This is a genomic window from Marinobacter sp. F4206, from assembly GCF_019392195.1.
Classification (GTDB): Bacteria; Pseudomonadota; Gammaproteobacteria; order Pseudomonadales; family Oleiphilaceae; genus Marinobacter.
This window is the reverse complement of record NZ_JAHXKI010000002.1, coordinates 2,024,304-2,043,277: the sequence shown is the minus strand read 5'-3', so window position 1 is coordinate 2,043,277 and position 18,974 is coordinate 2,024,304. Positions and strand designations below refer to the sequence as shown.

18 protein-coding genes are annotated in these 18,974 nt (G+C 62.1%); 3 read left to right on the top strand and 15 right to left on the bottom strand.

The window, feature by feature from the left end; all coding sequences use genetic code 11:
- Nucleotides 1–2: 2 nt before the first annotated feature.
- The 7 genes from KZO34_RS11680 to KZO34_RS11650 form a co-directional block, all read right to left on the bottom strand.
- Nucleotides 3–287: a F0F1 ATP synthase subunit C gene (locus KZO34_RS11680; RefSeq protein WP_219476584.1), complete on the bottom strand. Its 285-nt coding sequence runs from the start codon at nucleotides 285–287 to the stop codon at nucleotides 3–5.
- Entirely contained in the window at nucleotides 287–979 is a 693-nt protein-coding gene (locus tag KZO34_RS11675) for a F0F1 ATP synthase subunit A (protein ID WP_219476582.1), read from the bottom strand. Before KZO34_RS11675 ends, KZO34_RS11680 begins: the two co-directional genes overlap by 1 nt.
- Nucleotides 970–1,275, bottom strand: coding sequence for an ATP synthase subunit I (locus tag KZO34_RS11670; protein ID WP_219476580.1), 306 nt, complete (start codon nucleotides 1,273–1,275; stop codon nucleotides 970–972). Before KZO34_RS11670 ends, KZO34_RS11675 begins: the two co-directional genes overlap by 10 nt.
- On the bottom strand, nucleotides 1,262–1,582 hold the full coding sequence (locus KZO34_RS11665; protein ID WP_219476577.1) for an AtpZ/AtpI family protein: 321 nt from the start codon (nucleotides 1,580–1,582) through the stop codon (nucleotides 1,262–1,264). Before KZO34_RS11665 ends, KZO34_RS11670 begins: the two co-directional genes overlap by 14 nt.
- Nucleotides 1,579–1,989 carry an ATPase gene (locus tag KZO34_RS11660; protein WP_219476575.1) on the bottom strand — a complete coding sequence of 137 codons (411 nt, stop codon included), beginning with the start codon at nucleotides 1,987–1,989 and terminating at the stop codon, nucleotides 1,579–1,581. Before KZO34_RS11660 ends, KZO34_RS11665 begins: the two co-directional genes overlap by 4 nt.
- Nucleotides 1,986–3,377, bottom strand: coding sequence for a F0F1 ATP synthase subunit beta (gene atpD, locus KZO34_RS11655; RefSeq protein ID WP_219476574.1), 1,392 nt, complete (start codon nucleotides 3,375–3,377; stop codon nucleotides 1,986–1,988). The genes KZO34_RS11660 and atpD overlap by 4 nt, the downstream gene beginning before the upstream one ends.
- Nucleotides 3,378–3,551: 174 nt before the next feature.
- Complete coding sequence (locus KZO34_RS11650; protein WP_257900265.1) at nucleotides 3,552–5,558, bottom strand: TonB-dependent receptor domain-containing protein; 2,007 nt, start codon at nucleotides 5,556–5,558, stop codon at nucleotides 3,552–3,554.
- Nucleotides 5,559–5,695: 137 nt separating this feature from the next.
- Here KZO34_RS11650 and KZO34_RS11645 point away from each other — a divergent pair, with 137 nt between their 5' ends.
- The 3 genes from KZO34_RS11645 to KZO34_RS11635 all read left to right on the top strand — a co-directional run bounded on the left by KZO34_RS11645 (nucleotide 5,696) and on the right by KZO34_RS11635 (nucleotide 9,714).
- Nucleotides 5,696–6,952 (top strand): ATP-binding protein, encoded by a 1,257-nt coding sequence (locus KZO34_RS11645; protein WP_219476572.1) that lies wholly within the window; start codon nucleotides 5,696–5,698, stop codon nucleotides 6,950–6,952.
- Nucleotides 6,945–7,478 carry a response regulator transcription factor gene (locus tag KZO34_RS11640; protein WP_219476570.1) on the top strand — a complete coding sequence of 178 codons (534 nt, stop codon included), beginning with the start codon at nucleotides 6,945–6,947 and terminating at the stop codon, nucleotides 7,476–7,478. Before KZO34_RS11645 ends, KZO34_RS11640 begins: the two co-directional genes overlap by 8 nt.
- A gap of 142 nt (nucleotides 7,479–7,620) precedes the next feature.
- Nucleotides 7,621–9,714 carry an EAL domain-containing protein gene (locus tag KZO34_RS11635; protein WP_219476568.1) on the top strand — a complete coding sequence of 698 codons (2,094 nt, stop codon included), beginning with the start codon at nucleotides 7,621–7,623 and terminating at the stop codon, nucleotides 9,712–9,714.
- Here KZO34_RS11635 and KZO34_RS11630 read toward each other — a convergent pair.
- The 8 genes from KZO34_RS11630 to KZO34_RS11595 all read right to left on the bottom strand — a co-directional run bounded on the left by KZO34_RS11630 (nucleotide 9,705) and on the right by KZO34_RS11595 (nucleotide 18,926).
- Nucleotides 9,705–10,364 carry an energy-coupling factor ABC transporter permease gene (locus KZO34_RS11630; RefSeq protein WP_219476566.1) on the bottom strand — a complete coding sequence of 220 codons (660 nt, stop codon included), beginning with the start codon at nucleotides 10,362–10,364 and terminating at the stop codon, nucleotides 9,705–9,707. The two genes, KZO34_RS11635 and KZO34_RS11630, sit on opposite strands and share 10 nt — an antisense overlap.
- Nucleotides 10,365–10,444: 80 nt before the next feature.
- On the bottom strand, nucleotides 10,445–12,178 hold the full coding sequence (locus KZO34_RS11625; protein ID WP_219476564.1) for a SulP family inorganic anion transporter: 1,734 nt from the start codon (nucleotides 12,176–12,178) through the stop codon (nucleotides 10,445–10,447).
- A 7-nt stretch (nucleotides 12,179–12,185) separates the two neighbouring features.
- Complete coding sequence (locus KZO34_RS11620) at nucleotides 12,186–13,052, bottom strand: MBL fold metallo-hydrolase (protein ID WP_219476562.1); 867 nt, start codon at nucleotides 13,050–13,052, stop codon at nucleotides 12,186–12,188.
- 78 nt (nucleotides 13,053–13,130) lie between these two features.
- On the bottom strand, nucleotides 13,131–14,597 hold the full coding sequence (locus KZO34_RS11615) for a sensor domain-containing diguanylate cyclase (RefSeq protein WP_219476560.1): 1,467 nt from the start codon (nucleotides 14,595–14,597) through the stop codon (nucleotides 13,131–13,133).
- 89 nt (nucleotides 14,598–14,686) lie between these two features.
- Nucleotides 14,687–15,307 carry a tetratricopeptide repeat protein gene (locus KZO34_RS11610; protein WP_219476558.1) on the bottom strand — a complete coding sequence of 207 codons (621 nt, stop codon included), beginning with the start codon at nucleotides 15,305–15,307 and terminating at the stop codon, nucleotides 14,687–14,689.
- Nucleotides 15,304–16,086 (bottom strand): SDR family oxidoreductase, encoded by a 783-nt coding sequence (locus tag KZO34_RS11605; RefSeq protein WP_219476557.1) that lies wholly within the window; start codon nucleotides 16,084–16,086, stop codon nucleotides 15,304–15,306. The genes KZO34_RS11610 and KZO34_RS11605 overlap by 4 nt, the downstream gene beginning before the upstream one ends.
- Nucleotides 16,073–18,244, bottom strand: a complete 2,172-nt coding sequence (locus KZO34_RS11600; protein ID WP_219476555.1) for an AMP-binding protein — start codon at nucleotides 18,242–18,244, stop codon at nucleotides 16,073–16,075. Before KZO34_RS11600 ends, KZO34_RS11605 begins: the two co-directional genes overlap by 14 nt.
- Nucleotides 18,228–18,926, bottom strand: a complete 699-nt coding sequence (locus tag KZO34_RS11595; RefSeq protein WP_257900264.1) for a thermostable hemolysin — start codon at nucleotides 18,924–18,926, stop codon at nucleotides 18,228–18,230. The genes KZO34_RS11600 and KZO34_RS11595 overlap by 17 nt, the downstream gene beginning before the upstream one ends.
- Between the last annotated feature and the right edge of the window lie 48 nt (nucleotides 18,927–18,974).

Here is an 18,974-nt window from a genome sequence, read left to right as displayed (position 1 = left end):
GTTTATCCCGCCGCCGTGGTCGCCTGCAAGACCGTGTCCCAAAAAGGGTTGGCGAACAGCACGATCATGGCGACAACGAAGCAATAGATAGCAGTGGATTCAATCATCGCTAGAGACACAAAGAGGGTCCGGGACAGAGCCGAGGCCGAATCCGGCTGCTGGGCAATCGCATTCAGGGCAGCCGCGGCGGCCCTGCCTTCCCCGAGTGCGGGCCCCAGGGCACCGAAAGACACGGTTAATCCCGCCGTAAAAATGGAAACAACGGCAATCCAAACAAGATCTGTCATCAGTCGCGCTCCTTTTTCACCGGGTCCCCCGGTCGGGTCGTCGCCAGTGAGATATACACGGTCGCCAGGACCGCAAAAATGTAGGCCTGGATCAGCCCCGTCAGCAGCCCCAGCACATCCATGACCACGGGAAAGAAGAACGGGGCCAGACCCAGAAGAATCCCCGCGATAACCGCACCGCTCATGACGTTTCCATAGAGTCGTATGGACAGTGAAACCCCCCTTGAGAACTCACTGATCAGGTTGAACGGCAACATAATTGGCGAAGGCCGGATGTAGGTCTTCAGGTAACCGCCCAACCCTTGCCGGGAGATGCCAAACAGAGGCACGGCAATCAACACGGACAGAGCCAGGGCGGCGGTGGTCGATAGCGAAGCGGTCGGTGGCGAGAAACCCGGAACCACCAGCAGCAGATTCGAGGTGGCAATAAACAGGAACAGCGTGCCGGAAAAATACAGAACGTGCCGGGAGGCCTGCCGGGAGATATCCTCAATCTGGTGCTGGATGCCCGTTACGATCACCTCCAGCGCGGTTCGCCAGCGGCTGGGCGGCACATCGGGTCGCAGGTTGCGGGTGATCAGGACCGAAGCCCCGGTCAGGATTGCCATGACCACCCAGGTGTAGACGATGGTTTCGCTGAAACCGACGCCACCAATGGTAAAGACAGTTACTTCGTCCGGTGTCAGTTGCATCCGTCCTCCCTGGCTCTGGGCAGCCGGGCAATCACCGTGGCGATGAGCCGAACCAGAAAAAAGGCCGCGACATAGCCGACGAACGCCCAGCTGTCGCTGCCGGCCCCGGTAACCCACCAGCCCACACCGAGCAACAGGGCAATCCTGACGGCGGCACTGGGCAGCAGAATCATGCCGGGCCGGCCGGCGCGAAGCGCCCAGCGCACACTCACGGCAAGACCGGCAAAGAACAGGGTGCTGGCCACCGCACCGATCCAGAACCCGGTGTACACCGCTGTCCAGTCAGCTGTGATCATCGTTGCTACCCCCGTCGTCGCTGTCGTCCTGGCCTTCCCTGCTGACCCACGCCCAGGCAATGAAACCGCCCAGCACCACGCCGCCCAGAATCAGGGCGATGGTCCATGGAAAAGCCTGAGGCAGGTTACGGTCCAGCCACATCCCCAGAAAGGCGCCGCCCACCGTGGGCACTGCCACCGACCAGCCGATCATGCCAAAGGCACCCAGCCCCCGAAGCGGGCTCATGCCAGGGTTATCCCGGGCGCGCTTGAGGCGCCGGGCCTGCCGGCCAATATCCTCTTCGGGGGTATCCCGCCGGCCGGTCATGGCTGAGGCTTCTGCAACTCGGCAAACCGCCGGACGATCCCCGCCTCCAGGCGGGACAGAGCCGACCGGGCCACCCGTTCATCTTCGTCCACGGCAATAAAGTTTCTGTAGACCGTATCTTTGATCGACGCAAGATCCTCGCCCCGGACACCCCGACGAACGGCGACATCGACCTGATGGCCCTTCTTGATCAGGATGCCCTCATCGATACCGAAGATCAGCTCCTCGCCCTCAACGGTGGTAACAAGGAACACCGAGGGCACCAGCGCCGTGACGAAATCGATATGGTTCGGCAACATCCCGAAGGCCCCGTTTTCCGCCACGCCATAGAGCCGGATCGCTGTGCCCTGATAGAGAGTTTCGGTCGGCAAGCGCAAAGACACGACCATTTCCGTCGCCAGGGTCATGTCACCACCTCCAGATCCGCCAGACCGCCGATCATGTAGTAATCGCCTTCGTCCCGCTCAAAATGGGTCTGGTTCAGGATGGCGTCGCAGCCATCGAGGGTGTCGGCAATCGCCACCCGCTTGCCGGTGGTGCCGGTAAACGAGCCGGTGGTAAAGAACGGCTGGGTCAGAAACCGTTCCAGCCGTCGGGCACGGGCAACGGTCAGGCGATCGGCGGCTGAGAGCTCCTCGATGCCGAGCATGGCGATGATATCCCTCAGTTCCTCGTATTCTGCCAGCGTCCGGCGAACCGCCCGGGCGATGTCGTAATGCCGTTGGCCGACCACCGACGGGGTCAGCATGACCGAGGACGACGCCAGCGGATCAATCGCCGGGTAAAGGCCCTCGCTGGCGCGTTTGCGAGACAGCACCACGGCCCCGGAAAGGTGGGAGAAAATGTGCGCGGCAGCCGGATCGGTAAAATCGTCAGCCGGTACATAAACCGCCTGGACCGAGGTAATGGCCGCATTACGGGTGGAGGCAATGCGTTCTTCCAGTTCCGCCAGCTCGGTGGCCAGGGTCGGCTGATAGCCCACCCGAGAGGGCATGCGCCCCATGAGCCCGGAGACTTCCGAGCCCGCCTGCACGAAACGGAAAATGTTGTCGATCAACAACAGCACATCCTGGTGCCGGTCGTCCCGGAAAAACTCGGCCATGGTCAGCGCAGTCTTGCCAATCAGGAAGCGCACGCCGGGCGCCTCGTTCATCTGGCCGAACAGCATCACGGTCTTGTCGCGCACGCCGGCCTCCCCCATTTCCCGGTAGAGTTCCTCGGCCTCCCTGGAGCGCTCGCCGATGCCACAGAACAGGCTGACGCCCTGGTGGTGTTGCACGGTGTTGTTGATCAGTTCGGTAATCAGCACGGTTTTACCGACGCCGGCACCGCCAAACAGACCGGTCTTGCCACCCCGCTCCAGCGGCGACAACAGGTCAATGGCCTTGATACCCGTTTCCAGTACGCTGGTTCGGACCACGCGCTCTTCCAGCAACGGCGGCGCATGGTGAATGGAGCGCAGGTCCTCACTGACCGGCGCGGGCTTCCGGTCGATCGGCGCCCCGAAGACATTCAGCATGCGCCCCAGCACGGCATCACCGACCGGTACCCGGATCGGAGCACCGGTTGCCCGCACCGCCATGCCGAGCCCTAGGCCTTTTACCGGTGCCAGCGCCATGCAGCGGACCACACCCTCATTCCTCAGTGACGACACTTCCAGGGCAATGGTGTCGACGTACAGGAGTTCACGAATCCGGGGTACCGGATCGCTGAACCGGACATCCACCACACCACCACGAATGGCGATGACGGTGCCATCGCCACGGAGGGGTTGAGTATGATTGTCTCGCGGCATCCTTTTGCCTCCTGAGGCCGATCCTCGCACCCGGCTGGCCAGCGCGTATCAGCCCGGAAAATCCATTCACTCCGTTGCCGGCAGGTTCTGTGACCCTCTATCCAAGCATAGATCCTGAAACCGGAAACCACGTTGACCAGGGACAAAAAGCATACCGATGATATCCAGGCCGACTCACCACCGGGCCGTCAGTGCCGCCCGGAGCGTGCGCCCGGGCTCGTTGACCCGAACCGCCTCGGGACTGAACGGATCCGTGTTGGCGCGACTGACGTGCCGGGCCCAGGTGTTGTCGAACAGGTTATCGATGGCCCAGGAGAGCGTCAGATAACCGGTCAGTGGGTGACTGCCCGACAGGTTGAGTACGCCGTAGCCCGGTGAGGTGCCGGCATCCAGTCCGGAAGCCAGGTCGACCCGGTCCTGTCGGCGGGCAACCAGCCACTCCAGCTCCAGCTGATGCCCCAGGTGTTGCCAACCCAGTGTCTGAACGAACTGAAGCGGAGGAATCTGCGGCAGCGCCTTGTCGTCATCCCGGTTTTCTCCTCGGACGGCGGCCAGCGCGCTGCTCGAACGCCAGGTGCCGTTGCTCCAGCCCAGCTCTGCTTCGACACCGAGCAGACGGGCATCGATGTTGCGGTAGACACTGACCAGCTCGGCATTGCGGGTGCGCAACACGTAATCGTCCACCTGAGCCATCCACACTGCCGGGCGCCAGCGCCAGCCGTTACTCTGACCCGGCAGGGCGATGTCCAGCTTGTGGTGCTTTTCGGTATCCAGGGCCGGATTACCGACCCAGCGCATCCCCGGCATCATGCTCCAGCTGGCAATGTACCGTTCAGTTACGCCTGGGCTGCGAACACTGCGGCTGGCATTCACTTCCAGGGACTGGCGCGACGAGAAGCGCCAGTCGCCGGTAATAAATCCGCTGACATTGTCATCAACTGCTTTGGTATTGGTGGTGCCATACAGCGCCTGATAATTGTCCGCTGCAGCCATTGCCATCATTCCGCTACCGAAGGTCTTGTCCGCGGAGTTTGCATCCATTTCCACTCGGTCGTAGCGGACACCGGCGCCCACCTGCAGTGTCGGGGCCACCCGATAGAAACCTTCGGCGAACACTCCGAAGCGGTCCCGGTCCACATCCGGCCACAGAACCGACGTCAGTGTGTCCAACGTGGGGCCGCCAAAGCGCTCGGCGTCCCAGTTGTTGGTCTCAACGTCGGTTCCAACAGCCCAGTTGGTTCTGGCGTCCGGGTTCTGGTCCAGGGCCAGCCGGAGACCCCGGGTTCGGGTTTCGGACGCCGTCAGCATTTTCATGGTCGTCGGGCGCAGGCTGAAGTTGTCCATGACATGGTCCACATCCACCTGCCACGCCAGAAGATTCCAGTCACCGCCAGCAACCGGTGCCCCCAGCTCCAGCCGAGCGATATCGGTATCGGTTTTCGGGGCGTCCATGCCTGAGCCGGCGTATTTCACGTCGCGTTCCTGCTGCCGGCTCACCAGCCCCTTGAGGTAGAGGCCGTTTTCCGACCGCCAGGCGGCATCCACCCGCCCCTCGGTATTCTTGTAAGCGCTGCGCACCTGGTTGCCGTCGCCATCCTCGTAATCGTCGGCTTCATCGTGGCCACCAGCCAGCCGGAGCCAGCCACGATCACTGCCAACCGCAGCACTGCCATTGACCAAGCGCCCGTCCCCGTTATCCGCGCCCCCGGCTGTAACCTGCCCGGTCGTCAAATCCTCGCCAAAATCAGGATCCGCCGTGGTGGCGACCACCTGCCCGCCGGCAATAGCGCCCCAGCGCAGGGTCCGGTTGCTGGTACGAACCTCCAGGACCGGAACGAGCGCAGCACTGAGCCGACTCGTGGGCGGGTCCATTCGATTGGGGCAGGCCCCTTCGACCCGGATACCGTCCAGCAGCACATCGACCCGTTCCTGACTCTGGCCCCGAACCACAGGCTCCAGGCCACGACCGCCCATCCGGGACAAGGACACCGAAGGATCACTCTCCAGTCTTGCCACCGGCTCGGAGGCCAGCACCTCCGTGGAGCCCTGTTGGCGATGGCCTTCGGTGACTCGAATCAGCGTCGCTGAATCGGACATTTCTTCTGCCTGGAGGGCCATCGGCCAAGCCGCACTTACTGCGATAAGAGCCAGGGCAAACCGGTTTACTTGCGTTACAGTCATGGGACAACATCCTGAACAACCAACATTTTTGGCCAATCATAATGTCCCGGCCGGGCTAGCGCCTGAGACACAATGCCGCACACCGAAGTCGACATAACGGCGGGTAGCGACCTGAAAAACCCGCTAGAATGCGCTGCATGGAATGGCTCACTCACTCACAAACCGGGTTTCAGCAGGCGGCGCGCTACCTTCTTGGCATGCGCCTGTCCATTGCAGCCATTCAGCTGGTCGCGCTCGCTGTCGCCGAGACCATGATCACACTCACCTTTCGGGCCGAGGCGATCCTGACCTGCCTGTTCTATGCCCTCTTTGCGGTACTGGGCTGGCTCTGGTTCACCCGCCGGCCACCGAAAGCAGCGCTGACGGTCAGTGCCGGGTTTGCCCTCGATCTGGCGATGATCGGGGCCTGGCTGCTGTTAACCGGCGGCTTCACCAGTCCCTTCACGTCACTGCTTCTATTGCCCATTGCCGTTGCCATTATTCTCGTGCCGCTCAGCCAGAGCATCGCGCTCACCGGCCTGGGAATCGTTATCTATACCGTGCTGGTGGTCTGGCACATGCCGGTCACCAGCGGCGATCACGGGGTTAATCTGGCTCAGCTGCACCTGTTTGGCATGTGGGCCACCTTCGGGCTTACCGCGGCCATCCTGCTGCTGGTGGTCGGCACCCTGGCCCGTCGCGTCCAGAGCCAACAGACGCAACTGGCCCACATCCGCGAATCCCGCCTGCGGGACGAACAGGTCATCGCCCTGGGCCTGTCCGCTGCGGGGATTGCCCATCGCGTGGGCACGCCACTGAACACCATGACCCTGTTGATGGACGAAATGCGCTCGGGAGCGGAAAAACAGGATCTGGACGGAGACCTGGACCTGATGGCGCAGCAACTGCAACTCTGCCAAAACCATCTTCAGCAACTGACCAGCGCCGCAGTGCGGGCGAAGACGGCACAACTGGAAACGGTCAGCGTGCGGGACTGGCTGATGCGCCTCCGGGAATCCGCCACCCTGCTATGGCCGGAAGGCGCGCTCGACTGGCGAGGCCCGGTCCCGGACACCGCCATTGCGGTGGACACCACGCTCGACCAGGCCATGCTCAATCTGCTGGCCAATGCCCTGAGTGCCAGTCCGACCTGGGTGGGCATCAGCGCACGCGACACCGACGGCCAATCCGTGGAGATCGTCGTGGAGGATCGGGGCGACGGCCTGGACACCGACCACCAGGGCACACTGGGCGAGGATGTGGTGGACTCCGACACCGGTCTTGGCGTGGGCCTGTTCCTGTCCAACGCCACGATTCAGCACTTCGGCGGGACGCTGAAAGCCCGCAGCAACAGGGCCGGAACCACCATGATTATCGAACTGCCGCGGAGCACGGGGGAAGATCACCATGACTGAGGCAGCAACATGGCTTCTGGTCGACGATGACGAGGCGTTCCTGCAAGTCCTGCAACGCGCCCTTGGCCGACAGGGCATCCGGGCAGCCATTGCCAGAACCAGCGATCAGGCACGACAGTCGCTGGCAGGGCAGCGGTTCGACCACTGCGTGCTGGACCTGAACCTCGCCGGGGAGAGTGGCCTGCAGCTGCTGCCGGACCTGCTGGCCCGACAACCCGATCTGGAAATCCTGGTACTGACCGGATACGGCAGCATCGCCACGGCCGTCGAGGCGATGCGACGCGGCGCGGTCAACTACCTGTGCAAACCGGTCACTGTGAACCAGCTGATCGCCGGATTTGATTCGCTCGCCGCGTCCCCTGAGCTGCGCGCGGAGCCACCTTCCGTCGAGGAAATGGAATGGGAACACATCCAGCGCGTCCTGAGTGAACACGATGGCAATGTTTCTGCGACGGCACGAGCCCTGAACATGCATCGCCGTACCCTGCAACGCAAACTCCAGAAGCACTCCCTCTGGCGCAACTGACGCCACGACGACCATAGATTCAAAAGAAAATGACGTCGATCAATCCCGGCCGACGAAATGGGCATTTCTTTCATCCGTGGCTGCAGTAGCATCACTCACCACTGATCGGCGCCATTTTCCCGGAGACAATCGTTACCGCATCATGCCAGCAAACCCTGTTCCACGTTTCACCGCATCCGACCCACTGACCGACAGGCTCGCGAGCGTCGCATCCGTCACCAAAAACATGGTGATGCTGCTTGATGGTGCCGGCATCATCGACTGGGTCAATCCGAGTTTCGAGGAATGCACCGGTTATCCACTGGGCGAAGCCATCGGACAGTCACCGGGTGACCTGCTTTTTGGCCCGGACACCGACCCCGAGACCATCCGGCGGATCAGGCGCAAGCTATTCCAGGGCGACACGGTGGAAGAGGATATCCTCAACTACACCCGTTCCGGCAAGCCGTTCTGGGTGCAGGTCTACTGCGCGCCCGTCGAGGGCGACTGGAGTAGCAGTCAGGGCTTTATTGTCATTCAGAGCAACATTTCCGACCGCAAACACAGCGAACGCAACCTGCGCATCGCCGCCAGTGTGTTTGATCGCAGCCACGAAGCGATCCTGATCAGCGACCACAACAATCGGATCCTTGACGTCAACCCGGCGTTCTCCCGGATTACCGGGTACGCACGCCATGAGGTCCTGGGCCTGACCCCATCCATTCTCAGTTCCGGACGTCATTCCCCGGAGTACTACCGGTCCATGTGGCACACCCTTGAGAAAACCGACCACTGGCGCGGGGAAGTCTGGAACCGCCGTAGAAACGGCGAGGAGTATATCGAGCTGCTGTCCATCAGCCGGGTTCACCTGGACGAACCGGGCCGGTTCTACCATGTGGCGGCGTTCTCGGACATTACCGCGCTGAAAAACCACGCCCGAGAACTGGACCGGGCGGCCAACTACGACGACCTGACCGGACTCCCCAACCGGCAGTTGCTGATCGAGCGCCTTCGCTCCGCCTGCCTGCACGCCGACCGCCACCAGGGGGGGCTCTCTGTCTGCTGCCTGGATCTTGATGGTTTCAAATCGCTCAATCAGCGACTGGGGCAGGCCGCGGGAGACCAGGCTCTGAAAAGCCTGGCTGAGCGGCTGACTCACGCTCTGCGAAGCGGCGATACCGTGGCCCGAATCGGGGGCGACGAGTTCATCCTGCTGATCCAGAGCGATAATCACGACGGGGTCTATCAGCGCATCCTGGATTGTGTCGGAGTCCCGCTTCAGGTTCCCGGCGACACGGTACAGATCACCGGCAGCATGGGAGTCACCCGCTATCCGGACGACGACACCGATGCAGAGGGCCTGATCCGCCACGCGGACCAGGCCATGTACTCGGCAAAGGAGAAGGGCCGTAACCAGTGCCATTTCTTTGATCCGGGGCTGGACGAATATCGCCGAAAACGCCGGGACCAGCTCACCGAGATTGCCCGGGCCCTGGAAAACGAGGAGTTTGAACTCCATTTCCAGCCCCAGGTTCGAGTGTCGGACTCATCCCTCCTGGGCTTTGAGGCACTGATCCGCTGGAACCATCCCGCGAGGGGGCGACTGGCACCGGGCGCGTTTCTGCCGATGCTGGAGAACAGCCACCTGGAGGTCCCGCTGGGCCAGTGGGTGGTCAAGGAAGCCATTCAGCAGCTGAATGCCTGGCAGGCGGCCGGCGAATGCTTCTCGATCAGCATCAACATCAGCGCCCAACACCTGATGGACCGCAGCTTTTCCGCCTACCTGGAAAGTTACCTTCGCAGTCATCCGGAACTGGATCCCGGCCGGCTTACCCTGGAAGTCCTCGAGACTACGGCGCTGGAAGACACCAAGCGGGCCAGCAACGTACTGGCCAACTGCCGGGCACTGGGGCTGAAAGTCGCACTGGACGACTTTGGTACCGGTTTCTCATCGCTCACCTACCTGCGCACCTTGCCAGTGGACATCATCAAGATCGACCAGAGTTTTGTCCGGAACATGCTGACCAATGCCGACGACCGCGCCATCGTCGAGAGCGTTATTTTTCTTGCCCAGCGCTTCGAGCGACCGGCACTGGCGGAAGGCGTTGAAACCCTGGCCCAGGCCCGAGCCCTCAGGAACTTGGGCTGTCATTTCATTCAGGGCTACGGTATTGCGCGCCCGATGCCAGCCAGCGACGTGCCGGCATGGGCCCGCCACTGGCACGAAAAGACCCTGGCGGATTCCGATCAGCGGTAGCGCCGCTGATCCAGGGTGGTCAGTCGGTCGGGGTGGAACACCATCAACCCGGTGACGAAAGTGCCGTTCACAAAGCCCTCGGGAATCATGAACAGGGGCAGATAGCGGATGTACTCGTGAACCAGCTCACCGAACTCGTACACGCCGCTGCTCCAGAGCATCAGGCACATCACCGTGCCGGCAGCGGCTACCGATATGCCCGCACCGAAGAAACCGCAGAAGAAGATATAGGCAAAGAAGTTCCGGAAGTTGCGCCGGCGCTCCCAGAGCATGATGCCGTGGCTGACCAGCGCCGGCACCATCACAGTGACCAGGCCATTGGCCGCAAACATCAGCAGGGGTTCGCGGCCGGTAATGACCGTGATCAGCAGCGCCAGCAACCCGGCCAGTACCGCCAGGGCCCAGCCCAGCATCAGGGTAATGACGGTTATCCCGAACACGTGGATGGCCAGCCCGGGCGAAATCCCGGCCCGCAACTGCCAGAGAAAGCCCAGCGCCACCGCGGCTCCGAAAAACGAATGCTGCAACGCGTTGTCGCGTCGAAAGGCCTGCCAGTCAATGGTCCGGACCGCCCGCACCAGGATCAGCAGAAAAAGTACCAGGGTCACAATCCACTGACCGGTCGATAACAGGTTTTCAGTCATGCCCATAGGTAACGCACCGCCGCCTGAAGCTCAGGAATATCCCATGATACCGGGCCTACCCATCCCATGGGCAAGCCCGGCAAGGGTCAGACAGGAATACGCTGGGACACCTTGTTACCGATCAGTTGCTGCCAGGCCTCAAAGGTACTGAGGAACACCTCGCCACTGAGCTTGGCCAGCAGCTCGGTTCGCTTGAGCCGGTCCATCACCGGCCCCTTCACCTCCGACAGGTGCAGGGTGACACCGGCATCCACGAGGCGCTCATTGATCGCTTCCAGGCTTTCCAGCGCCGAGGCGTCCACCAGGTTGACCGCCGGACAAACCAGAACCAGATGTTTGAGCTCAGGTTCATCGGCCACCAGGTCCATGACCCGTTCTTCCAGAAACCGGGCATTGGCAAAATACAGGCTTTCATCCACCCGCAGAAACGTTACCTTCGGGCACAGCTCCACCTCATGGCGGAGCACGTTGCGAAAGTGCTCGGTGCCCGGAACCCGGCCAACCACGGCACTGTGGGGGCGACTCGTGCGGAACAGGAACAGCCCGATGGACAGAGCCACACCCGAGATAATGCCCGCCTCCACGCTGTGCACCAGGGTCAGGAGAATGGTCGCCAGCATGGCCCCGAAATCCGGGCGGGAATAGCGCCAGGTCCGGCCCAGCGCTGGCAGGTCGATCAGGGTGGACACCGCCACGATGATGGTCGCCGCCAGGGTGGCCTGGGGCAGGTAGGCAATGGCCGGGGTCAGGAACAGCGTCGCCAGGGCGATGCCCACCGCCGTGTACGCGCCCGCCGCCGGGGTCTCCGCACCGGCGTCGTAGTTGACCACCGAACGTGAAAAACCGCCTGTGACCGGCATGCCACCGGACAGTCCGGCACTCAGGTTGGCGGCGCCAAGACCCACCAGTTCCTGATCCGGATCGATACGCTGGCGCCGCTTGGCCGCGAGGGTCTGGCCCACCGATACCGACTCGACAAAACCGACCACGCTGATCAGCAGGGCACTGACCGCCAGCTGCTGCCAGAGCCCCCAGTCCAGACTCGGCATGGTCAGTTCCGGCAGCCCCGCAGGCACCTCACCCACCAGCCGGACGCCGACCTGGCCAAGGTCCAGTTGCCACGCCACCAGCGTGGTCACCAGCACCGCCAGAATCGGTGCCGTCTTAGTCAGAATGTCGGCCATTCGCAACGGCAATCCGGCGGCTGTCAAAGCCGGCTTCAGGTAACGGCGGGCCAGCAGCAGAAACAGCAGGGCACCGACACCGATGGCGAGGGTCGCCACATTGGTCTGATCCATGGACAACGCGAGGGAGTGGACTATTTCCAGCAGGTTATGACCAGACGCCTGAATGCCAAACAGATGCTTGAGCTGGCTGGCCGCGATCACGATGCCCGAGGCGGTAATAAACCCCGAGATCACCGGATGACTCAGGAAATTGGCCAGGAAACCCAGTCGCATCAGCCCCATGGCCATGAGCATCAGCCCCGACATCACCGCCAGCAAAACAGCCCCGGCGATGTATTCCGGCGTACCTGCATCGGCCAGCGGCGCCAACGCCGCCGCCGTCATCAGAGAGGCGACCGCCACCGGCCCGACGGAGAGCGTGCGACTGGTTCCGAACACCGCGTACACAACCAGGGGCAGGATGCTGGCGTACAGACCGACCTGAGCAGGCAGCCCCGCCAGCAAGGCATACGCCAGTGATTGGGGAATCAGCATCACTGTGACAATCACGGCAGCCACCAAGTCACTGGTGGCCTGACTCCGACCGTACGAGGGCAGCCAGTTCATCACCGGCAGGTAGCGTTTGATGTCCATGGCCGCCTCAGAACCGGTTGATTGGCACTTTCAGGTACACCTGCCCGTTGTCCTCTTCCGGTGGCATCTGGCCCGCCCGCATGTTGACCTGGACCGAGGGCAGGATCAGCCGCGGCATGTCGAGCGTCTCGTCACGCTCGGTGCGCATCTTCACGAACTCGTCCTCGGAAACGCCATCGTGCACATGCACGTTGGCGCGGCGCTGTTCCGCCACCGTGGTCATCGGCTCAAACCGGTCGCGACCGGGCGCTTTGTAATCGTGGCACAGGAAAATTCGGGTTTCCGGCGGCAGGGCCAACACCTTCTGGATCGAGCGATAGAGCGTACGGGCGTCACCGCCAGGAAAATCGCAGCGGGCGGTACCGTAATCCGGCATGAACAGGGTATCGCCGACAAAAGCCGCATCGCCGATGACGTAGGTCAGACACGCCGGCGTATGCCCGGGCGTGTGCAACACCCGACCCTCCAGGCCGCCGATGCTGAAGGTATCGCCCTCCCGGAACAGCCGGTCAAACTGGCTGCCGTCCCGGGCAAACTCGCTGCCGGCGTTAAAAGCCTTGCCGAAGATCTCCTGGACATCGCGGATGTGCTCGCCGATGCCGGTCTTGCCCCCCAGCTGGTCATGCAGATAGGGCGCCGCTGACAGGTGATCGGCATGGACATGGGTCTCCAGAATCCACTCGACCATCAGGTCCTGATCGCGAATGTGGGCGATGATGTTGTCTGCGGAGTCGAACGCGGTTCGACCCGAGGCATAATCGAAATCCAGCACCGAGTCCAGAATGGCACAGGACCGGCTGTCAGGATCCCGAACCACGTAACTGAAGGTATTGGTGGGTTCGTCAAAAAAGGGTTGGACGATGGGGTTGCTCATGGGTTTCACCTCCGGAGCGAATCACATTTTGATTCTAAGGATATACCATTAGGTAATATGGGGTGAAATGCTGATTTCTTATATACGCAGGACTCCTGATACATCTACCGCGCAATCACGACCCGCCTGCTTGGCCAGGTACAACCGATGGTCCGCCCGGCCAATTACGGTATCCACAGAGATCATGCTGTCATCCCTTTCCCGGACCGAGGCCACCCCGGCGCTGACCGTCACCGGAATTTCGCGGCCCTCGAACATGAAGCGACCGTGACGCACGGCATCAAGAATACGACTGATCATCTGGTGCACGTCGGCCTGCTCGGTATCGGGGAACACCACCATGAATTCCTCACCGCCAAAGCGGGCAACCACATCCGTCGACCGCACCAGGTCCGACAGGATGTCGGCAAACCGGCGCAGGGCATAATCTCCGCCGAGATGGCCAATGGAATCGTTAATCTGCTTGAAGTGGTCAATATCAAGCATGGCGATGGTAAAGTTTTCATCATAGCGCTCGGCCCGCTCAACCAGTTCATTCAGCCGCGGCATCAAATAGCGACGATTGTGCAGGCCGGTCATGGGGTCCCGGATAGACTGGTTTAACAGTTGCTCTTCCAGGAGATGGCGTTCCAGGGCGCCGGAAAGAAGACCGGAAATGATGATCAGCAGATCGGCCTGATCCTTACGCCAATCCCGTGACGACACCGAATCCAGCCCCAGAAAACCGACCACCTGACCTTGAACGCGAACGGGCACGCAATATATCGACGCGACCTCCCGCAGGGTTTCAATGAACACCACCTCGTTCTCATCCACCATATCCAGCAATTTCTGGCGCCACGATTCGCACGCATCCATGGGCACTGTCTGATCTTCATCGACCAGGGAAGGCACCCCCGGCCGGCACCACTGATGGGTCTTCGTGATGGCGGTGTAGTCATCGTTGAAGGCGTAGAGATAGGCCCGGTCGGCGGCAAAGAACTGGCCGACACTTTCCAGTAATTCGTCGATGCAGTCATCAATGGTGCCAAAGCCGACATGGATGAACCGGGTAGACAGGCGGGCGACCAGTTTCTGGAATCCGGCCTGAAACGAATACTCGGCTTCGCTTTCACGAAGCTCCTGTTCCAGTTCCTTGTAGTGCTGGATATTGTGGAACTGGCCGTACCAGACAGTGCTGCCGTCGCTCTGACGCTCCGGCCTTGAGTGGGCTTCAAACCACTGGTAACTGCCATCCAGAAGACGAAGGCGCGCCCGGAATTGCCAGGGCTCCAGGGTACGTGCCGATTCAAAGATACTCGCCTTCAGACCGTCGGCGTCGTCCGGGTGGACGATCGCGAACACGGCATCCGCATCCTGCCCGAGCGCCTCGGGATCAATGCCAAAGCGCTCGCGAATCTGGTCACTGATAAAGGGGTAGCAATGGGACACTCCATCCGCGCTGAGCCAGTAGGCAAAGAGGATGCTCGGGGCCGCCGACGTCAGCTTGTAAAAGAAATCGGCTGACGGGCCCGTTGTCGTCGGAGAAGCCTTGTTGGTCGCCATGAAACGCACTTTTCGTGATCGAGGGCCTCCCGCCCTCTTCGCTGCAAGTGTAGTTCACGGTGTCTATGGCGGCGAGCAGGCCCCGGGCCTCAGAGCTGTTCCAGAAGTCGTCTGGCCTGATCCCGGCGACCGGTATCCGCCAGCTCCCGACCGGGGCGGGACGGCGCTTCCAGGACCTTCTCCAGATAGCGACGGGCCTGTTCCGGCTGGTCCTGATCCCGCAGAAAATCGCCAAAGAAGTAGTTGGGATCGATGCCGTCCGGATTGACCGCCAGGGCTTTCTGCAGATACTCCCGGGCCTTGTCATCATCACCAAATCCAAGGGGCCAGCCGGGCACCTGATAGTACAGGCTGCCAAGGGACGTATAGGCCGAGCCCTCCAGCGACCGGGGATCAATGGCCAGGGCCGCTTCCAGGGATTTCCGGGCGTCCTTGACGAGCCCCAGCGCGCCCAGCCCACCTTTGGCCCCGGCGTAGGTGCTCAGGACAATGCCCTGCCAGATCAACGGCTCGGCGCGATCGGGATACCGGCTGACAAACTCCCCCGTGGTCTCGGCCAGGGCTTCAAACGCTTTCTCTTGTTCGTCCTCAGGCATCTGGTACTGAATCTCGGCCCAGCGATGCTGGATGCCGGCCAGCTCCGTATCCAGATCGGCAGCCAGGGCCGGCAGGGCCAGCAGCCCGGTCAGCAGGAAAATGATCACTTTCATGACAGCACCTCCGAATTGAGATAACGCCGGATAACCGGCAACTGTTTCAGCATGGCCTTGTCCACAATGCGTGGCAGGATTCCATTGATCACCACAAACAGCCTCTCCGGCCAGCCCAGGAAACGGCGACGGTCATCCCGCTCCATGGCTTTGAGGATCTGCCCGGCTACCACCTCCGGCTTGTCCATCGTGTTGCCGAGGGCGCGATTGAGCTCGTTCACCGCCTCGGGATTCATGGCAGTCGCGGTGGCCCTCGGCGCCACATAGATCACCTGCACCGGGGTATCCGCCAATTCCCGCCTGAGCGCCTCGGAAAAACCCCGGAGGCCAAACTTGCTGGCGCAGTACGCGGTGTAGCCGGGGAATCCAATGCTGCCGAAGGTGGAACCCACAAACACCAGCGCGCCATAGCCGGCGGTCTGAAAGCGTGGCGCAAAATGCCGGGCTACCAGCATGGCGCTGCGAAGGTTGACCGTGAGCTGATCATCAATGGCCGTTACCGGCAGATCGCCCAGACTCGCGAAATAGTTCTGGCCCGCGCAGTGAATAACCCCATCGATGTCCGGATAGGCTTTGCTCAGTCGCTCCAACTGTTGCTCCAGATCCGGAGCCGCCAGATCCAGATGCACGGCAGACACGCCACTCAGCCGAGCCAGCTCCTCCGGTTGACGGGAGGCCACGATTACCCTGGCTCCCGCCCGGATCAGGGGCTCGACCAGGGCCTTGCCAATACCGCCCGTGCCGCCAAGCAACAGAAACACCCGATCATGCAGCCTCATGTTGTGACTCCTTCTGACCGGTCCGAACCGGAATGCTATGCAGCATGTCGCCGTATAGCCGGTAGACCATCCGGGCCGATTCGATAATGGCCCGCTGGTCATCCGCGTCAGTGATAGCGTCCATCAGATCCCGGAAAAACTCGAAATGCTCCTGATCCAGGGCACCGTGGGAGTAGAGATAGCTGAACGCCTGATCCGGCAGGCCCAGCTGCTTCTGGATCTGCTCACCCAGCGGTGTTGCCAGCTCAACGGAGGTTCCCTCGAGCACCTGCACCATGCCGAAGAAAGCCGCCGGATTGCCGCGGTTGATCTGGTCGTACAGGTAGGCAACCATCAGTTCGATCGAGGTGTCCGGCTTGCCCTGTCGGATGGCCTCCTTGTCGGCGCCACAGGCCTCTAGATCGTTCAGGATCCATTCGTGATGGCCATATTCCTCGTCGATGTATTCCACCAGGGCCTTGCGCACGAATTCGAGCCGTTCCGGCAGCCGCCCACCGCATGCCATCATCAGTGGCACTGTGTGTTTGACGTGGTGATAGGCCTGGGTCAGAAACCAGATGTAGCTTTTCAGCTCAAAGCGCCCCTCCTGAATGGCCCGGATGACCGGCGCCCCGGTTACGTGGGCGCGTGCTTCTGCGGTGTCCTGCTGTAATTTTTCAAAAAATGCCATGTGGGATCCTCCTGGCGGGTTCATCAGTGAAGTCGTCATATCGATGGGGGTGGCTGCTGCCAGCAATGCCGGCAGATCGGTTTGAATCCGGGCCCGGACCGGGCGTCCGTTGGCGGTGATGTGACCCTCGGCCTGGTTGAGCAATTGCTCGCGGAGGTACACCACCGCAAGCCGCGCGTAATCGGGCAGGCGGTCATTCAGTCTGCTCAGGGCCTCAGCAATTCGTTCCTGCGACTGGCCCTGGCCGAGGGTGATCAGCGCGCGCAAATTCGGCTCACCATCCCCGAATACCACGGCCTGGCGGGCACCGATCGCCTGAACCAGCTCGCTCTCCAGCCATTCCGGACTGACGTTGCGCCCGAAACTGGTGATCAGCAGATTCTTGGAACGGCCATTGACCCGGAGAAAGCCGTCGTCATCCAGACTGCCCAGATCGCCTGTATTCAGGGGCTCATCGGACAGTGGCCAATCGCCGAGATAACCCAGGTGCGTGTTTCCCCGGACGCGGATCTGCCGGTCGCCATCCAGCTCGATCCGGACATGGCTCAGGGGCCGGCCCACGGTGCCCGGCCGGTCCTGCCCCGGAACGTTCAGGGCGACCACCGAGCTGCATTCGGACAGGCCATAGCCTTCGTACAGCGGCAGGCCGGCGCTGCGGCCACGGGCCAGCAGCTCCGGTGATACCCTGCCACCGCCCACGGCGAGAAAACGAAACTGGCCGGGCTCAAGGTTACCCTGCTCCGCAGCGTCGACGAGCAGGGCCGCCAGCTCGGGTACGAGGATGACCGAATCCGGCCGGGTCCGGTTCAGGCCCGCGATCAGACTGGCCGCATCGAGGCCGCTGCTTCCGGTCATGCCGAGACTGGCCAGCGTTGCCACCTCGACCTTCGCGCCCATCAGCAGGGGCAGGTACACGCCCGCTATGTTTTCCAGCAGCGTGGCCAGGGGCAGGATGCACAGATGGTGGCGCAGCTCGATGCCATCAAGGCGCTGGCGAAGGGCCTCGGTGGTTGCAGCCATCTGATCAGCCGAAAGACACACGCCCTTGGGCGTGCCGGTGCTGCCCGAGGTGAAGGTAATCTTGGCTGTCCCCCGGGGCATCCGGGCTGCGGCGCCGATCACCGGCAGGAACTCCAGCCAGACCCCGTCGCCCAGATCCTCGCGGCCCTCCGCCGGTTCCGGCCATAACAAACCGTCAAGGCCGGCCCGGCCGATCAGGTGGTCAGTCTGGCTTGGGGAGAAAAACACGGGCACCGGAACGCAAACGACACCGGCCATCAGGCAGGCAAGATCCGCGATCACCCAGGCCGGGGTGTTGTCTCCGGCCAGACCGAGACAGCTCACGCCTCGGCGCTCAAGCTCACCAGCGAGCCCGGTGGCAGCGTCGTACAGCGCGCGAAAGGAGATCTCATCATCTGACGATTTCAGGGCGGTCCGTTCCGGTGTGCGACGCACTTGCGCCGCCAGCATGTCAGGCAGTGTGGCCATAACGGCCTCCCATCTCGGCGTCGGCGCCGTTCACCGGAAACGTGACCTTGAGCAGACCGACGGCCTTGAGCGCCGCCAGGCTCTCGGCGACGCTGACCGCCATCACCACCGGGTGATGGTCGTAGTAACGCCCCCAACCCGCGCCCCCGTCGGCAAGACGGACGGGATCCGCATCGGCCAGAACGTGGGTCTCGATACCAAGCCGGCGAAAGCTGTTACGCAGCTGATCGGTGCCGGTGCACACCACCCACTGGTAACCCGTGTTATCCAGCCAGACCGCCAGACTGGCAAACAGGTAACGGCTGACACCGGCTTCTACACCGGCAAGATGAGCGATCTCGGCAATCGCCTCGCGATCAACGCCGGGCTCAGGCATCCGGTTCTGCACCGACTCCCCGAGGTAATCCTCCAGGAACAGGGATTCCCTGTCGGCATTGCGCACGCCTACCGCGGCCAGTAGCGAGCCATGGGCCGAGGTCAGCACCAGCAGGTCGGGAATTCGCAACGCTGGCTGGGCCCCGTAGGCGAGCTGGAACCGGCGACGGATAAACTCGCCGACACTGGCAGCCATACGGGTATCGGCATCAACCCGGCACAGCCAGCGACCGGCACACCGGATGACGGGTTCCACTTCTTCGGAATCCGGGGGGCAACAGGCGGACATCATGAGTGGGTCTGACATAAGCGGTCTCCAGAAAACGACTGACTGGGCCCAGGGAAAGGCGTCTCA

Coding starts and splice junctions, on each gene's coding strand:
- KZO34_RS11610 (WP_219476558.1), bottom strand. CDS start 15,307: ATGAAAGTGATCATTTTCCTGCTGACCGGGCTGCTGGCCCTGCCGGCC.
- KZO34_RS11650 (WP_257900265.1), bottom strand. CDS start 5,558: ATGACTGTAACGCAAGTAAACCGGTTTGCCCTGGCTCTTATCGCAGTA.
- KZO34_RS11670 (WP_219476580.1), bottom strand. CDS start 1,275: ATGATCACAGCTGACTGGACAGCGGTGTACACCGGGTTCTGGATCGGT.
- atpD (WP_219476574.1), bottom strand. CDS start 3,377: ATGCCGCGAGACAATCATACTCAACCCCTCCGTGGCGATGGCACCGTC.
- KZO34_RS11665 (WP_219476577.1), bottom strand. CDS start 1,582: ATGACCGGCCGGCGGGATACCCCCGAAGAGGATATTGGCCGGCAGGCC.
- KZO34_RS11635 (WP_219476568.1), top strand. CDS start 7,621: ATGCCAGCAAACCCTGTTCCACGTTTCACCGCATCCGACCCACTGACC.
- KZO34_RS11625 (WP_219476564.1), bottom strand. CDS start 12,178: ATGGACATCAAACGCTACCTGCCGGTGATGAACTGGCTGCCCTCGTAC.
- KZO34_RS11620 (WP_219476562.1), bottom strand. CDS start 13,052: ATGAGCAACCCCATCGTCCAACCCTTTTTTGACGAACCCACCAATACC.
- KZO34_RS11605 (WP_219476557.1), bottom strand. CDS start 16,086: ATGAGGCTGCATGATCGGGTGTTTCTGTTGCTTGGCGGCACGGGCGGT.
- KZO34_RS11630 (WP_219476566.1), bottom strand. CDS start 10,364: ATGGGCATGACTGAAAACCTGTTATCGACCGGTCAGTGGATTGTGACC.
- KZO34_RS11600 (WP_219476555.1), bottom strand. CDS start 18,244: ATGGCCACACTGCCTGACATGCTGGCGGCGCAAGTGCGTCGCACACCG.
- KZO34_RS11595 (WP_257900264.1), bottom strand. CDS start 18,926: ATGTCAGACCCACTCATGATGTCCGCCTGTTGCCCCCCGGATTCCGAA.
- KZO34_RS11640 (WP_219476570.1), top strand. CDS start 6,945: ATGACTGAGGCAGCAACATGGCTTCTGGTCGACGATGACGAGGCGTTC.
- KZO34_RS11615 (WP_219476560.1), bottom strand. CDS start 14,597: ATGGCGACCAACAAGGCTTCTCCGACGACAACGGGCCCGTCAGCCGAT.
- KZO34_RS11660 (WP_219476575.1), bottom strand. CDS start 1,989: ATGACCCTGGCGACGGAAATGGTCGTGTCTTTGCGCTTGCCGACCGAA.
- KZO34_RS11645 (WP_219476572.1), top strand. CDS start 5,696: ATGGAATGGCTCACTCACTCACAAACCGGGTTTCAGCAGGCGGCGCGC.
- KZO34_RS11675 (WP_219476582.1), bottom strand. CDS start 979: ATGCAACTGACACCGGACGAAGTAACTGTCTTTACCATTGGTGGCGTC.
- KZO34_RS11680 (WP_219476584.1), bottom strand. CDS start 287: ATGACAGATCTTGTTTGGATTGCCGTTGTTTCCATTTTTACGGCGGGA.